Below are 14688 nucleotides of genomic sequence, written 5' to 3'. Positions count from 1 at the left end.
TCGTACTCGAACGCAATCAGCAGCCCCTGCCACATCCGGCAGACGGCTCCCCAAGGTATTCCGCGGCGCCATGCTCAGGACCGCTCTAACCCGGAGGTTGCAGCAACTATGAAACGTTCGTCGAGAAGCAGGCGGATCGCCGGAGCGGCGGCTGTCGTCGGCGCTCTCCTGGCCACCGCCGCTTGCGGTGGGGGCGGTTCCGACGACGAGGGCTCGGGTGCCGGGTTCAACGCCGCGGTGAAGGGTGTCGCAGCCAAGTCCGCCAAGAAGGGCGGCACCCTCAAGTTCATCAACAAGCAGGAGTTCGACTCCCTCGACCCGCAGCGTCAGTACTACGGGTTCGCCTGGGACTTCTCCCGCTTCTACGCGCGCCAACTGATCTCCTACACGCCGAAGCCGGGCAACGCCGCGAACGAGCTGACCCCGGACCTCGCCACCTCCACCGGCAAGATCACCAACGGCGGCAAGACCTACACCTACACCCTGCGCGACGGGATCACCTGGGAGGACGGCTCCCCGATCACGTCCAAGGACGTCAAGTACGGCATCGAGCGCATCTGGGCCAAGGACGTCGTCTCCGGCGGCCCCGGCTATCTGCGCCAGGTCCTGGACCCCAAGGGCGAGTACAAGGGCCCGTACAAGGACAAGTCCAAGGACAAGCTGGGCCTGAAGGCGATCCAGACGCCGGACGACAAGACCATCGTCTTCAACCTCGCCAAGCCCAACGGTGACTTCGAGCAGATGCTCGCGATGCCGACCGGCTCCCCGGTGAAGGCGGACAAGGACACCGGCGCCAAGTACACCAACCGGCCGTTCTCCTCCGGTCCGTACAAGGTCCAGTCGTACACCCCGGGCAAGAGCCTGTCGCTGGTCCGCAACACCAGCTGGAAGAAGGCGTCCGACCCGATCCGCCCGGCGCTGCCGGACAAGGTCACGGTCACCTTCAACTCCAACCTCGAGGCGATCGACCGGCTGCTGATCAAGGGCGACTACGACGTCTTCCTCAGCGCCACCGGTATGACCCCCTCGGGCCGTAACGACGCCCTCAAGCACAACAAGGGCAACGTCGACAACATCACCACCAGCTTCGTCCGCTACGTCGACTTCACCACCAAGGTCAAGCCGCTCGACAACATCCACTGCCGCAAGGCGGTCATCTACGGCACCGACTACAAGTCGCTCCAGACCACCCGTGGTGGCCCGCAGGCCGGTGGTGACATCGCCACCAACATGCTCCCCAAGAGCGTGAAGGGCTCGGACAACTACGACCCGTACGGCATCCTGAAGCGCGGTGGCAAGGCGGACGTGGCCAAGGCCAAGGACGAGCTGAAGCAGTGCGGCAAGCCGGGCGGCTTCTCCACCAGCATCGTGGCCCGCAACGACCAGCCCGCCGAGGTCGACGCCGCCGAGGCGCTCCAGGCGTCGCTGAAGAAGGTCGGCATCAGCCTCAACGTGGAGCCGATCCAGGGCAGCACCTCCGCCAGCATCACCGGTTCGCCGGCGGTGATGAAGAAGCGCGGCTACGGCCTGTCCATGACCGGCTGGGGCCCGGACTTCCCCACCGGCCAGGGTTTCTCCCAGCCGCTGATCGACGGCCGCTTCATCGAGCAGACCGGTAACTACAACGTCTCCGAGACCAACAACGCGGAGATCAACAAGTACTTCGACGACGCGCTCAAGGAGACCGACCCCAGCAAGGCCGGGGCGATCTACCAGAAGATGAACCACAAGGTCAGCGACCTGGCCGTGCAGATGCCGTTCATCTACGAGAAGAACATCACCTGGCGCAGCTCGCGGCTGACGAACGCCTTCACGTCGGCGGCCTACAACGGCCGCTACGACTACTCCCAGCTGGGCGTCGTCAAGTGACGGCCGGTCACCCGATCCGCCGCACACGTTAACCATCGCCGCACCCGATAGGCCCGAAGGGCAGGTGATGGCCGCGGGCGGTGGCCCGTGATCCCCCTCGACCGGGGTATCACGGGCCACCCCCGGGCCGCGCACAGTGCTTGCTTATCTCATCCGGCGCTTGTTCGCCGTCGTCGTGATGCTGTTGGTCGTCACCCTTACGACCTTCGCCATCTTCTTCGTGATCCCGAAGTGGGCCGGTGCCGATCCCGCGCTGCTGTTCGTCGGCAAGCAGGCCGACCCCGCGGCCATCGAGGGCATCCGGCAGAAGCTCAGCCTCGGTGATCCGGTCCTGGTGCAGTTCTGGCACTTCGTCCAGGGCCTCTTCGTCGGCCGGGACTACGCCAACGGCACGGACGTCACCCACTGCCCGGCGCCCTGCTTCGGCTACTCCTTCCGCACCGAGCAGGCGGTGTGGCCGCAGCTCACCGACGCCATGCCGGTCACTCTCTCGCTCGCCGCGGGCGCCTGTCTGCTGTGGCTGGTCGGCGGCATCACCACCGGTGTCGTCTCCGCGCTGCGCCGGGGCACCCTGTGGGACCGCTCGGCGATGACGGTCGCGCTGGCCGGTGTCTCGCTGCCGATCTACTTCACCGGTCTGCTCTCGCTGGCGATCTTCAGCTACTCGCTGAAGTGGGTCAACGTGGACTACAAGGGGCTCGGTGACGATCCGGCGATGTGGTTCGAGAGCCTGATCCTCCCGTGGATCACGCTCGCCTTCCTCTACGCGGCGATGTACGCCCGGCTCACCCGGGCCACCATGCTGGAGATCATGGGCGAGGACTACATCCGCACCGCCCGCGCCAAGGGTCTGCGGGAGCGGGTGGTCATCGGCCGGCACGCGATGCGCTCGACCTGGACCCCGGTCCTCACCCTGCTCGGCCTCGACCTGGGCGCGCTGCTGGGCGGCGCGGTCCTCACCGAGACCACCTACAACCTGCCCGGCCTCGGGCGGCTCGCGGTGAACGCGATCACCGAGAAGGACCTGCCGGTCATCCTCGGCGTCACCCTGATCGCGGCCGTCTTCATCGTGGTCGCCAACCTCGTCGTGGACCTTCTGTACGCCGTCATCGACCCGCGAGTGAGGCTCGGATGACCGACCTGACCAAGCCCTCAGGACAGCCCGGGAACGGCGATCTGCCGGCCACCGGCACCGCCGCCGTGGGCGAGGTGGCCGCGGCGGGCTCGCCCGCCCCCACCGCCTTCCTCGAGGTGCGCGATCTGCACGTCCACTTCCCGACCGACGACGGTCTGGTGAAGTCGGTGGACGGGCTCAGCTTCCGGCTGGAGAAGGGCAAGACGCTCGGCATCGTCGGCGAGTCCGGCTCCGGCAAGTCCGTCACCTCGCTCGGCATCATGGGGCTGCACACCGCGGGCCAGTACGGCCGCCGCAAGGCGCGGATCTCCGGTGAGATCTGGCTCAACGGCCAGGAGCTGCTGGGCGCCGACCCCGACGAGGTGCGCAAGCTGCGCGGCCGCGAGATGTCGATGATCTTCCAGGATCCGCTGTCCGCGCTGCACCCGTACTACACCATCGGCCGCCAGATCATCGAGGCGTACCGGGTGCACCACGAGGTCACCAAGGAGGTGGCCCGCAAGCGCGCGATCGAGCTGCTGGACCGCGTCGGCATCCCGCAGCCCGACAAGCGGGTGGACAGCTATCCGCACGAGTTCTCCGGCGGGATGCGCCAGCGCGCCATGATCGCGATGGCGCTGGTCAACAACCCCGAGCTGCTGATCGCCGACGAGCCGACCACCGCCCTGGACGTCACCGTCCAGGCGCAGATCCTCGACCTCATCCGGGACCTCCAGAAGGAGTTCGGCTCCGCGGTCATCATCATCACCCATGACCTGGGCGTGGTCGCCGAGCTCGCCGACGATCTGCTGGTGATGTACGGCGGGCGCTGTGTCGAGCGCGGCCCGGCCGAGAAGGTCTTCTACGAGCCCCAGCACCCGTACACCTGGGGTCTGCTGGGCTCGATGCCCCGTATCGACCGCGACCAGACCGAGCGGCTCATCCCGGTCAAGGGCTCTCCGCCCAGCCTCATCAACGTGCCGTCCGGCTGCGCCTTCCACCCCCGCTGCCCGTACGCCGATGTGCCGAAGGACAACATCACCCGCACCGAGCGGCCGGAGCTCACCGAGGCCGGGGGCGGCGGGCACTTCTCCGCGTGCCATATGACGCAGGAGGAGCGCACCCGGATCTGGACCGAAGAGATTGCGCCGAAGCTGTGACCGACACGAAGGATCCGAAGATGACGGTCCCGGAGAAGGCGACGACGTCGCCCGAGCCCCTGCTCAAGGTGTCGGGTCTGGTCAAGCACTTCCCCATCAAGAAGGGGCTGCTCCAGCGGCAGTCCGGTGCGGTCCAGGCGGTCGACGGGCTCGACTTCGACGTCCGGCCGGGGGAGACCCTGGGCGTGGTGGGCGAGTCGGGCTGCGGCAAGTCCACCATGGGGCGGCTGATCACCCGGCTGCTCGAACCCACCTCGGGCAAGATCGAGTTCGAGGGCAAGGACATCACGCATCTCAACACGGCCCAGATGCGGCCGATGCGGCGTGACGTCCAGATGATCTTCCAGGACCCGTACTCCTCGCTGAACCCCCGGCACACCGTCGGCGCGATCGTCAGCGCGCCCTTCCGGCTCCAGGGCGTCACCCCCGAGGGCGGGGTCAAGGCGGAGGTCCAGCGGCTGCTGGCGCTGGTCGGGCTCAACCCCGAGCACTACAACCGCTATCCGCACGAGTTCTCCGGCGGCCAGCGGCAGCGCATCGGCATCGCCCGGGCGCTGGCCCTCAAGCCCAAGCTGGTCGTGGCCGACGAGCCGGTCTCGGCCCTGGATGTGTCGATCCAGGCGCAGGTGGTCAACCTGCTGGACGACCTCCAGGACGAGCTGGGCCTGACGTACGTGATCATCGCGCACGACCTGTCGGTCATCCGCCATGTCTCGGACCGGATCGCGGTGATGTACCTGGGGAAGATCGTCGAGCTGGCGGACCGCAAGGACCTCTACGAGCGCCCCATGCACCCGTACACCAAGGCGCTGCTGTCCGCGGTGCCGGTGCCGGACCCCAGGCGGCGCGCCAAGCGGGAGCGGATCCTGCTCAAGGGCGATGTGCCCTCGCCGATCGCCCCGCCCTCCGGCTGCCGCTTCCACACCCGGTGCTGGAAGGCGACCGAGGTGTGCAAGCGGCAGGAGCCCCCGCTGGTGTCGCTGGCCACCGGCCACCAGGTGGCCTGCCACCACCCGGAGTCCGTGTCTGATATGCGGCTACCGCCGCGTGGCCCTGACCAGGCGCCGGGGGAGAAGCCCGGTGCCGAGTCGGCACAGAAGGTGACGAAGAAGACCGACAGCTGAGACGGGACGGGGTCCGGACGGGACCGGTGGGCCCTCGCGGATAACAATGTCGCGTGCCCATCGAACTGTTCACCCCGTCCGTCCAGCACGCCCTGGAAGTCGCCGGGATCTTCGTCTTCGCGATATCCGGCGCGCTGCTCGCCGTGCGGAAGAACTTCGATGTCTTCGGCATGGCGGTGCTCGCCGAGGTCACCGCGCTGGGCGGCGGTGTCTTCCGCGACCTGGTGATCGGCGCGGTGCCGCCCATCGCCTTCACCGACCTCGGCTACTTCCTCACCCCGCTCGTCGCCACCGGCATCGTCTTCTTCCTCCACCCCGAGGTCGAGCGGATCACGGCGGCGGTCGGGGTCTTCGACGCGGCCGGGCTGGGGCTGTTCTGCGTCGAGGGCACGATGAAGGCGCATGACTTCGGGCTCGGCCTCACCTCGTCCGTCACCCTCGGCATGGCCACGGCGGTCGGCGGCGGTGTGCTGCGCGACCTCCTCGCCCATGAGGCGCCCTCGCTGCTGCGCTGGGACCGGGACCTGTACGCCGTCCCGGCCATCGTCGGCTCCTCGATAGCGGCCCTGCTGCTCCATTTCGACGCCCTTACGGCGGCCACGAGCGCGCTCGCGGCCGCCGTGGCGTTTGTGGTGCGGCTGGCGGCGATGCGGTTCGGCTGGCGGGCGCCGAGGGCGTGGAACCGGCGCAGTACGGCGACGGAGGAGCCCTGAGGGGGTGATCGTTCCGTACCCGGGGGGCTTGCATTCCCTTGCGGTTATATAGCCAGGGCGTTATGTTGAGGGCATGGCCATACCGTTCGATGTGCTCGCGGAGCCGAGTCGACGGCAGATCCTGGACCTCCTGCTGGAGCGGCCCCGCCTGGTCGGTGAGCTGACCGAGCACCTGGGGCTCACCCAGCCGGGCACCTCCAAGCACCTGCGGGTGCTGCGCGAGGCCGGTCTGGTGCGGGTCCGCCGGGACGCCCAGCGCCGCTGGTACGAACTCTGCCCGGAGCCGCTCGCCGAGGTGGACGCCTGGCTGGCGCCGTACCGTCGGCTGTGGACCGACCGTCTCGACGCGCTCGAACGACACCTGGACACGATGCCGGACCTCCCCGGGATGACCGGGGAACCCGAGCCACTCGACGTACGCGACGCACCCCCCGACGTACCCCCCGACGTACCCGACGGAGAAGCGCCATGAAAGACACCCTCGCCCAGTCCGACGGCGGCCGCTCGGCGCTGCGCCTCGAGCGCCGGCTCGCCCACCCCCCGGAGAAGGTCTGGCGGGCGCTCACCGAGCCCGCCCAGCTCGCCCACTGGTTCCCCTCCGAGGTCCAGGTCGAGCTCGAGGTCGGGGGCCGGATGGGCTTCGTCTTCCCCGGGCGCGAGGGCCCGGACATGGACGGCGTCGTCACCGAGCTCGACCCGCCCCATGTCTTCGCCTTCACCTGGGGCGAGGACGAGCTCCGCTGGGAGCTGCGCCCCGAGGGTGACGGCTCCGTACTGACCCTCACCCACACCTTCGGCGACCGCTTCGGCGCGGCCAGCTTCGCCTCCGGCTGGCACGCCTGCATCACGGGTCTCGCGGCCCTGCTCGGCGGTGAGGAGGTCGCCCACGGCGACATGGCCGAGCTGCACGAGCAGTACGTCGAGGCGTTCGGGCTCGCCGAGGGCACGGTGGAGACCACCGAGGACGGCGGCTGGCGGCTGCGCTTCGAGCGCCAGCTGGTCCGCCCCGCCGAGACGGCCTGGCGGGCACTGACCGGCCCGGCCGCCGACACCACCGCCGAACCGGCGGCCGGGGCGCCGGTCCCCTCGGGCTTCCGCACGGACGCGGTCCCGGCGGGCCCGATCACCGAGGCGCGCCCGCCTCGGGTGCTCACCTACGACTGGGAGCGCGGCGGCCACCCCGCCGGAACGGTCCGCTGGGAACTCACCGAAGGCACCGGCCACGGCGCCCGCCTCATCCTCACCCAAACGGGCCCGTCAGACGCCGCCGCGGAACGCACCGAAGCCCAAAAATCCTGGCGCCACCACATCGGCCGACTGGCCGCAGAGCTGCTCCGCATGAGCGCCTGAACCGCGAGCCCACGCAATCCGCCTGTCTGGCGTTTGTGGATCGCCCATCCGGCCCGTCTGGCGCTGGAGGTCTTGCAACCCGGCCCGTCCGGTGCTTGAGGGCCGCAAACTAGCCCGTCCGGCGAGGGCTGCATTCGGCCCGTCCGCCGCTTGAAGGCCCGCATTCTGGCCCGTCCGGCGTTTGAGGGCGCGCATCCTGGCCCGTCCGGCGATTGCGGATCCGCAGCCTGGCCGACTGGCGTTTGCGGCCTCGCATTCCGGCCCGCCCGGCGTCGGAGGCCCCCATCCAGCCCGTCCGGCGTTCGAGCGCCCACTCCAGCCCGTCCGGCGTTTGAGGACCGGGGTCTGGGGCGGAGTCCCAGTTTCGGGAAGGGGCGGGGTGGGGGAACAACCGCCGTAGGCGCCCCCTCAGCCCTCGCCGAGGAACCCACTGAGCGCAACACCCAACTCCGCAGGCGCATCCTCCTGCACCAGATGCCCCGCCCCCTCGATCAGCCGAAACCCCGCCCCCGGAATCCGAGACGCAAGCTCCCGCCCCCGCTCGACAGGAATCCAAGAGTCATCCGCACCCCAGCAGACCAGCACCGGCAGAGAGATCTCCCCGTACCGCCCCTCGATCTCATCCGTGAAGCGCCGATCGTTCTGCGCGATCTGCCGGTAGAACGCAGCCTGGTCCTCAGGGCCGCCGCACCACCCGTCCACGATCCGCTCCAGCACCCGCGGATGCAGCCCTGAGGCACTCCCCGAGCGGATGTACTCGCGCACCAGACCCCGATGCACCTCGGGTGACAGCTGCCCGAAGACGTCGTGATGGGCGCCGATCAGGCGGTACGTGGGGGAGCCCCACGGGGACAGCGCGAGAGCGTTGACCAGCGCCAGCCGGCGATACCTCGCACCGTGCAGCAGATGCGCGCGCAGGGCGACGCAGCCGCCGAAGTCATGGGCGACGACGGCCGGTTCCGCCCCCTCCCCGGTCAGCCCCCACTCCTCGAGCAGCTCACCGAAGACCCGGCCCTGGGCGGCCAGCGAGACGTCCTGGTCAGCCCGCTTCTCGGAGGCCCCATAGCCCGGCATGTCCCACACGAACACCCGGTACCGGCCGGCCAGCGCACGGGCGACGCCCCGCCACACGTACGACGAGAACGGCGTGCCGTGCAGCAGCACGACCGGCGGCGCGTCCGGCGCGCCGAACTCGGCCCAGCGGACCTCGCCGGAGGAGCTGAGGTAGGTGCGGTCCAGGTCCCATTCGGTCTTCTCGGTCTTCTCGGTCTTCCACTCAGTGCCTGTCATGAGTAAAATCGTAGACACTCCTTACAGCCCTGTCGAGGGGTCCTCGCGAACCCATGAGAAAGCCGCGGGCCGTGCACCCGGTACGCAGCCCCGCAACGCCTCGTAGAATCGAGGCCACCATGGTTTACCTCGACCACGCCGCCACCACTCCGATGCTCCCGGAGGCGGTGCAGGCGATGACCGCCCAGCTCGCCGTCACGGGCAACGCCTCCTCGCTGCACGCCGCCGGCCGGCGTGCCCGCCGTACCGTCGAGGAGTCGCGCGAATCCCTGGCCGCCTCGCTGGGCGCCCGCCCGAGCGAGGTCGTCTTCACCGCCGGGGGGACCGAGGCCGACAATCTCGCGGTCAAGGGGCTCTACTGGTCCCGCAGGGACGCCGACCCGGCCCGCGTCCGGCTGCTCGCCAGCCCCGTGGAGCACCACGCCGTGCTCGACGCGGTCGACTGGCTCGCCGAGCACGAGGGCGCGCGGGTCGAATGGCTGCCGGTCGACTCCCTCGGCCGGGTCCACCCCGAGGCGCTGCGCGAGGCGATCGCCCGCGACCCCTCGGACGTCGCCCTCGCCACCGTCATGTGGGCCAACAACGAGATCGGCACCATCCAGCCGGTCCGCGAACTCGCTGCCATCGCCGCCGAATTCGGCGTTCCGCTGCATGCCGACGCGGTCCAGGCGTTCGGTCAGACCGAGGTCGACTTCGCCGCCTCGGGGCTGGCCGCGATGACCGTCAGCGGCCACAAGATAGGCGGTCCCTACGGCATCGGCGCGCTGCTCCTCGGCCGTGAGCACACCCCGGTGCCCGTGCTGCACGGCGGCGGCCAGGAGCGTCAGGTGCGCTCCGGGACGCTCGACACCCCGGCCATCGCCGCCTTCGCCGTGGCCGGTGCGCATGCCGCCGAGCACCGCGAGGAGTTCGCCCGCGAGATCGGCGCCCTGCGCGACACGCTGATCACCGCCGTCCGTACGGCCGTGCCCGACGCGGTCCTCGGCGGCGACCCCGACCCGGCGGGCCGGCTCCCCGCCAATGCCCACTTCTCCTTTCCCGGCTGCGAGGGCGATTCGCTGCTTCTGCTGCTGGACGCCCAGGGCATCGAATGCTCGACGGGCTCGGCCTGCACGGCCGGTGTCGCCCAGCCCAGCCATGTGGTCCTGGCCACCGGCAGCGACCCCGAGCTGGCCCGGGGCACCCTGCGCTTCTCGTTCGGCCACACCTCGACCAAGGCCGATGTGGAGGCCGTAGCGGAGGCGATCGGCCCGGCGGTGGAACGGGCGCGCGGGGCGGGACTCAGCTGACGGCCGCGCCGACGGCCCCGCCCGGACCGCCTCATCATCACCACGGAATTCGAATTGTTCCGGCGGCCATTTCACATAACCTACGGAACAGCAATCTCCGCTTGAAAAGGCGGAGAACCGTGGGAAAGGATTTACCCGTCAACGAGACCTGTCATGCGGGATACGCGCACAGGTTTTCTTCACGGGGAAATCCAGGAGTTCATCGATGTCGCAGCCTTCGCTGCCGCCGCACCACCAGCCGTCGCACCAGCCCCCGCAGCCGCGGGGGGTGCGGCGGCCGCCGTCGCGGGGGTGGCGCTCCAAGCCCGCACTGAAGCTGATCGCGGGCGGGGTCCTCGCGGCCGCCCTGGTGAGCGGCTGCGGGTCCGGGGATGACGACGGCGGCGGGAGCGGGGGCTCGTCCAAGGGCGCCCAGGCGAAGACGCTGGGCAAGGTCGCCATGCCGAAGGTCGGCAAGGAGGCCAACACCATGGGCACCTGGGTGACGGACTCGACCTTTGTGAAGGGCGACGTCAACAAGCTCGTCGGCTACTCGCTCGACGGCGCCAAGTCCAAGTGGCGGATTCCGCTCGGCGGACAGCTCTGCTGGGCCTCCCCGCATATGACCAAGGACGGTCTGACCGCCATCCTGTTCCGGGACGGCGCGGGCGAGGACGCCCTGTGCACCAAGGTCGGTCTTGTCGACCTGAAGAAGGGCGAGCTGGTCTGGCGGAAGGAGGGGTCGGACAGCGAGGGCAACGCCGGGGTGCAGTTCGACGAGGTCACCATCGGCGGTGGCACCGTGGCCGCGGGCGGCACCGGCGGCGGGGGAGCCTGGTCGCTCGACGGGAAGCCGCTGTGGAAGCCCGCGTACCTCGCGGACTGCGACGACGACGGCTACGCGGGCGGCGAGGACAAGATCGTCGCGATCCGGAGCTGCGACACCGAGGACTCCAGCACCAAGCGGCTGGAGGTCCAGACGGTCGACCCCAGGACCCGCGACGTGAAGTCCAGCTACAAGCTGGACGAGAAGGTCGAGTACGCGCATGTGATCTCCACCGCGCCGCTCGTCGTGGCCGTCGACACCGGCGACTCGGACGCCGGGACCGGCACCACGGACATCCTGACCATCGACGACAGCGGCAAGCAGGGCAAGCTGCTCAGCACGATCGACGTCCTGGCCAAGGGGTACCAGCCCAACTGCCCGGCCACGAGCGTGGAGGGCTGCACCGAACTCGCCCTCGACAAGGCGAGCAGCACCCTCTACCTCTCCTCGGAGGTGGACGTGGACCACGGCGGCCCGGGGGAGCGGATCTCCGGTCTGAACCTGAAGACCGGCAAGGAGACCGGGAAGACGAAGATGGCGGAGAGCCGGTCGCTGATCCCCGTCCAGACCGATGACGACGGCTCCCTGATCGCCTATCTGGGCTCCATGTACAGCGAGGCCGGAGGGGTCGTGCGCGTCGATCCCAAGACCTTCGCGATGGACACGCTCCAGACCCACCCGGACGACATGAAGGACGTGGAGTCCGACATGGACACCTACGGGGACTGCACCATGATCTACACCGGCAAGAAGCTCTACATCGGCGACAGCCGGGCGAGCAGGCCCAGCAGCGACAGCGCGGCCCGTCCGCTCGCCATCGTCTTCGGAGCCTGAGCCAGGTCCGCCTGAGCCAGGTCCGCCTGAGCCAGGTCTGTCACTTCGCCGTCCGTGCCACGCGTACCGCTCGCACCAGCCGTATATAGCGGTCCCAGTCCCAATGGCGGCCGGGGTCGGTGTGATCGGTGCCCGGCACCTCCACATGGCCGACGATGTGCTCACGGTCCCGAGGGATGTCGTACCGCTCGCAGATCGAGGCGGTGAGCCGCGCCGAGGCGCGGTACATCGCGTCCGTGAACGAGCTCGGCTCGCTCACGAACCCCTCGTGCTCGATGCCGATGCTGCGCTCGTTGTACGAGCGGTTGCCCGCGTGGAACGCCACGTCCAGCTCCCGGACCAGCTGCGCGATATGCCCGTCGCGGCGCACCACATAGTGCGCCGCGGCGCGGTGTCCGGGGTCCTTGAAGACCCGCACCGCGTCGTCGAAACTGCCCTGGACCACATGGATCACCACTCGGTCGATGACGTAGTCGTCCGGGCGGTCCGCCCACCGCCAGTTCGCGCCCGAGGCCGGGATCCACTCCGCGCCCGGCTGATCGACCGCCCCCGCCTTGCGGGGCTTGTCGATTCCGGGCAGCCGCCACCACATCCGGGTCAGCTCGTCCCGCGCGGCATAGGCCGCGACACCCGCGCCGAGACCGGCCGCCGAGCCGCCGATCAGGAGGGTGCGCCTGCTGACGCGGCGTCCACCGCCGGTCGTGGTCTCGCTCACGGAACGCTCAACGCGCGGGGGCGGGCGTCGGGTTCCGGCCGCCGGGATCATGGCGCGAACCCTTCGTTCCGGGCGATGGCCCTCTGGCCGTCCGGGTAGATGAACGTTGAACTGTCTCCGGGGCCCCGCGCCTCCCGTACTTCCCGGTACTTCTCCGTACCGTGGAGTACGTCGGCCGGAACGTGTCCGCCGGAAGGTTGTCCGCCGGAACGTGTCCGCCGGAATGTGTCCATCCGCTCGACGAGGAGCTGACGGTATGCGCATCGGATTCGCCCTTCCCCAGTTCGGTCCGCTCGCCCACCACCCCGAGGACATCGCGCGGTTCGCGCGCCAGGCCGAGGAGCTCGGCGCGGACAGCCTGTGGGTCGGGGACCGCCTGCTCGCCCCGGTCGACCCGATCGTCGGCTACGCGGGCACCGATGTGATCCCGCCCGAATTCCGCGCCGCGCTCGACCCCTTCGCCGTGCTGGCCACCGCCGCCGCGGCCACCGAGCGGGTCGAGCTCGGCACCGATGTCATCAACGCCCCCTGGTACCCGCCCGCGCTGCTCGCCCGCTCCCTCACCACCGTCGATCTGCTGAGCGCGGGCCGGCTGCTGGTCGGGCTCGGCACCGGCTGGTCGCCCGAGGAGTACGAGGCGGTGGACGTCCCCATGGCCGAGCGCGGCCGGCGCCTGGACGAATGCCTCGACGCCCTGGACGCCTGGTGGACCCGGAACCCGGTCGAGTACCGCGGGGACCACTGGACCGTGCCCGCCTCCCACGTGGACCTCAAACCGGCCTCGCGCCCTCGCCCGCCCGTCTACCTCGCCGCCTTCGCGCCCGCGGCCATGCGCCGGGTGGCCCGGCGTGCCGACGGCTGGCTGCCCATCGCGGTCGTCCCGGCCGCGTCCGGAGCGCCCGACCCCGTCGCCGCCCTCGCCGAGCGGCTGCCCGGGGTGCGCGAAGCGGTCGAGCGGGAAGGCCGGGACCCGGCCGCGTTCGACGCGATCCTGCGCGTCAACCCGAGCGCCGACGCCTCCGTGGACGACATCGCGACGACCCTGGTCCGGGCCGAGCGGGAAGCGGGCATCCAGCACGCCTTCGTCGACCTGATCTACCTCGGCAAGGACGCCGACCAAGCCCTGGACCTCGTCCAGCGGGTGCTGGAGCGGGCGCGGGCGAGCTGAGCGGGGCGGTGGCGTACCCGGAACGTCGTTGCGTGCGTAGCGACTATTCTGGTCGAGTTATGACTGACTTCCCCGGTGCGCCCACAGGTCCCCGCGACGGCCGTCGGCTGCGCGTCCTCGCTGCCATGTCCGGCGGTGTGGACTCCGCGGTCGCCGCCGCGCGGGCTGCCGAGGCGGGCCACGACGTGACCGGCGTCCATCTCGCGCTCTCCGCCAACCCGCAGTCGTTCCGCACCGGCGCCCGTGGCTGTTGCACCATCGAGGACTCGCGGGACGCCCGGCGGGCCGCCGATGTGATCGGGATCCCCTTCTATGTGTGGGACCTCGCCGAGCGCTTCCGTGAGGACGTGGTCGAGGACTTCATCGCCGAGTACGAGGCGGGCCGCACCCCCAATCCGTGTCTGCGCTGCAACGAGAAGATCAAGTTCGCCGCGCTGCTGGACAAGGCGCTCGCCCTCGGCTTCGACGCCGTCTGCACCGGGCACTACGCCACGATCGTGGAGCGCGAGGACGGCTCGCGTGAGCTGCACCGCGCCAGCGACATGGCCAAGGACCAGTCCTATGTCCTCGGCGTGCTCGACGAGCGCCAGCTCGCCCATGCGATGTTCCCCCTCGGTGACACCCTGACCACCAAGGACGAGATCCGCGCGGAGGCGGAGCGGCGGGGCCTGGCCGTGGCCAAGAAGCCCGACAGCCATGACATCTGCTTCATCGCCGACGGCGACACCCAGGGCTTCCTGGCCCGGCACCTCGGTACGGCCGAGGGCGACATCGTCGACGAGGACGGGCACCGGCTGGGCACCCACGAGGGCGCGTACGGCTTCACCATCGGCCAGCGCAAGGGGCTGCGCATCGGCCATCCGGCGCCCGACGGCAAGCCGCGCTATGTCCTGGACATCTCCCCGGTGGACAACACGGTCACGGTCGGCCCCGTCGAGGCCCTGGACGTGGCCGCCCTCACCGCCATCAAGCCGCGCTGGTGCGGGGCCCCTCCGGTGGGCCCGGGCACGTACACCGCCCAGCTGCGCGCACATGGTGGCGAAACCGAGGTGATGGCCGAGCGAATCGGGGAAACCGAGCTGCGGGTGACCTTCACCGAGCCGGTGCGGGGTGTGGCGCCCGGGCAGGCGATCGTGCTCTACGACGGCACCCGGGTGGTCGGCTCCGCGACCATCGCCGCGACCGAGCGGGCCCAGCCGGTCGCCTCGTAGCGGCGGTGCGGTCGGCCGCGGAGGACCCCGGAAAGCCCCGGAAGAC

At 70.1% G+C, this 14688-nt stretch carries 13 protein-coding genes; 11 read left to right on the top strand and 2 right to left on the bottom strand.

Annotated features, from left to right (window positions below):
* The first annotated feature begins 108 nt into the window (after nt 1–108).
* From KHP12_RS18450 to KHP12_RS18420, 7 genes are all read left to right on the top strand, one after another.
* Complete coding sequence (locus KHP12_RS18450; RefSeq protein WP_086885103.1) at nt 109–1869, top strand: ABC transporter substrate-binding protein; 1761 nt, start codon at nt 109–111, stop codon at nt 1867–1869.
* 160 nt (nt 1870–2029) lie between these two features.
* A complete protein-coding gene (locus KHP12_RS18445) occupies nt 2030–3004 on the top strand; it encodes an ABC transporter permease (RefSeq protein WP_086885108.1) in 975 nt (324 codons plus the stop codon).
* The gene (locus KHP12_RS18440; RefSeq protein ID WP_037960854.1) at nt 3001–4143 is read left to right on the top strand and encodes an ABC transporter ATP-binding protein; all 1143 of its coding nucleotides are present in this window, start codon (nt 3001–3003) and stop codon (nt 4141–4143) included. Before KHP12_RS18445 ends, KHP12_RS18440 begins: the two co-directional genes overlap by 4 nt.
* Before the next feature lie 20 nt (nt 4144–4163).
* Entirely contained in the window at nt 4164–5267 is a 1104-nt protein-coding gene (locus KHP12_RS18435; RefSeq protein ID WP_086885106.1) for an ABC transporter ATP-binding protein, read from the top strand.
* A gap of 53 nt (nt 5268–5320) precedes the next feature.
* The gene (locus tag KHP12_RS18430; protein ID WP_086885102.1) at nt 5321–5980 is read left to right on the top strand and encodes a trimeric intracellular cation channel family protein; all 660 of its coding nucleotides are present in this window, start codon (nt 5321–5323) and stop codon (nt 5978–5980) included.
* 73 nt (nt 5981–6053) lie between these two features.
* Nucleotides 6054–6452 (top strand): ArsR/SmtB family transcription factor, encoded by a 399-nt coding sequence (locus KHP12_RS18425; protein WP_211833180.1) that lies wholly within the window; start codon nt 6054–6056, stop codon nt 6450–6452.
* The gene (locus tag KHP12_RS18420; RefSeq protein WP_086885100.1) at nt 6449–7330 is read left to right on the top strand and encodes an SRPBCC family protein; all 882 of its coding nucleotides are present in this window, start codon (nt 6449–6451) and stop codon (nt 7328–7330) included. The genes KHP12_RS18425 and KHP12_RS18420 overlap by 4 nt, the downstream gene beginning before the upstream one ends.
* Nucleotides 7331–7738: 408 nt before the next feature.
* Here the strand turns inward: KHP12_RS18420 and KHP12_RS18415 are convergent, their stop codons facing one another.
* Nucleotides 7739–8620, bottom strand: a complete 882-nt coding sequence (locus KHP12_RS18415; RefSeq protein ID WP_210609919.1) for an alpha/beta fold hydrolase — start codon at nt 8618–8620, stop codon at nt 7739–7741.
* A 119-nt stretch (nt 8621–8739) separates the two neighbouring features.
* Between KHP12_RS18415 and KHP12_RS18410 the strand changes: the two genes are divergently transcribed.
* Both KHP12_RS18410 and KHP12_RS18405 read left to right on the top strand, forming a co-directional pair.
* Entirely contained in the window at nt 8740–9909 is a 1170-nt protein-coding gene (locus KHP12_RS18410; RefSeq protein WP_211833179.1) for a cysteine desulfurase family protein, read from the top strand.
* Between the two features lie 205 nt (nt 9910–10114).
* Nucleotides 10115–11548, top strand: coding sequence for a hypothetical protein (locus tag KHP12_RS18405; protein WP_246648618.1), 1434 nt, complete (start codon nt 10115–10117; stop codon nt 11546–11548).
* Between the two features lie 40 nt (nt 11549–11588).
* Here KHP12_RS18405 and KHP12_RS18400 read toward each other — a convergent pair whose 3' ends face one another.
* Nucleotides 11589–12314, bottom strand: coding sequence for an N-acetylmuramoyl-L-alanine amidase (locus KHP12_RS18400; RefSeq protein ID WP_086885820.1), 726 nt, complete (start codon nt 12312–12314; stop codon nt 11589–11591).
* Nucleotides 12315–12519: 205 nt separating this feature from the next.
* On the opposite strand from KHP12_RS18400, the gene KHP12_RS18395 reads away from it, so the two are divergent.
* Both KHP12_RS18395 and mnmA read left to right on the top strand, forming a co-directional pair.
* Nucleotides 12520–13431: a TIGR03619 family F420-dependent LLM class oxidoreductase gene (locus KHP12_RS18395; RefSeq protein ID WP_037960835.1), complete on the top strand. Its 912-nt coding sequence runs from the start codon at nt 12520–12522 to the stop codon at nt 13429–13431.
* A 59-nt stretch (nt 13432–13490) separates the two neighbouring features.
* Nucleotides 13491–14642 (top strand): tRNA 2-thiouridine(34) synthase MnmA, encoded by a 1152-nt coding sequence (mnmA, locus tag KHP12_RS18390; RefSeq protein ID WP_086885818.1) that lies wholly within the window; start codon nt 13491–13493, stop codon nt 14640–14642.
* Nucleotides 14643–14688 lie beyond the last annotated feature (46 nt).

It is taken from the genome of Streptomyces asiaticus, from assembly GCF_018138715.1.
Taxonomy (GTDB): domain Bacteria; phylum Actinomycetota; class Actinomycetes; order Streptomycetales; family Streptomycetaceae; genus Streptomyces; species Streptomyces asiaticus.
Note: the sequence above shows the minus strand (reverse complement) of the source record. Positions and strands in the feature narration are given on the sequence as shown.

Excerpts from the sequence above, each read along its gene's own strand:
- KHP12_RS18435 (WP_086885106.1), top strand. The coding sequence starts at position 4,164 with ATGACGGTCCCGGAGAAGGCGACGACGTCGCCCGAGCCCCTGCTCAAG.
- KHP12_RS18395 (WP_037960835.1), top strand. The coding sequence starts at position 12,520 with ATGCGCATCGGATTCGCCCTTCCCCAGTTCGGTCCGCTCGCCCACCAC.
- KHP12_RS18450 (WP_086885103.1), top strand. The coding sequence starts at position 109 with ATGAAACGTTCGTCGAGAAGCAGGCGGATCGCCGGAGCGGCGGCTGTC.
- mnmA (WP_086885818.1), top strand. The coding sequence starts at position 13,491 with ATGACTGACTTCCCCGGTGCGCCCACAGGTCCCCGCGACGGCCGTCGG.
- KHP12_RS18405 (WP_246648618.1), top strand. The coding sequence starts at position 10,115 with ATGTCGCAGCCTTCGCTGCCGCCGCACCACCAGCCGTCGCACCAGCCC.
- KHP12_RS18425 (WP_211833180.1), top strand. The coding sequence starts at position 6,054 with ATGGCCATACCGTTCGATGTGCTCGCGGAGCCGAGTCGACGGCAGATC.
- KHP12_RS18415 (WP_210609919.1), bottom strand. The coding sequence starts at position 8,620 with ATGACAGGCACTGAGTGGAAGACCGAGAAGACCGAGAAGACCGAATGG.
- KHP12_RS18400 (WP_086885820.1), bottom strand. The coding sequence starts at position 12,314 with ATGATCCCGGCGGCCGGAACCCGACGCCCGCCCCCGCGCGTTGAGCGT.
- KHP12_RS18420 (WP_086885100.1), top strand. The coding sequence starts at position 6,449 with ATGAAAGACACCCTCGCCCAGTCCGACGGCGGCCGCTCGGCGCTGCGC.
- KHP12_RS18410 (WP_211833179.1), top strand. The coding sequence starts at position 8,740 with ATGGTTTACCTCGACCACGCCGCCACCACTCCGATGCTCCCGGAGGCG.
- KHP12_RS18440 (WP_037960854.1), top strand. The coding sequence starts at position 3,001 with ATGACCGACCTGACCAAGCCCTCAGGACAGCCCGGGAACGGCGATCTG.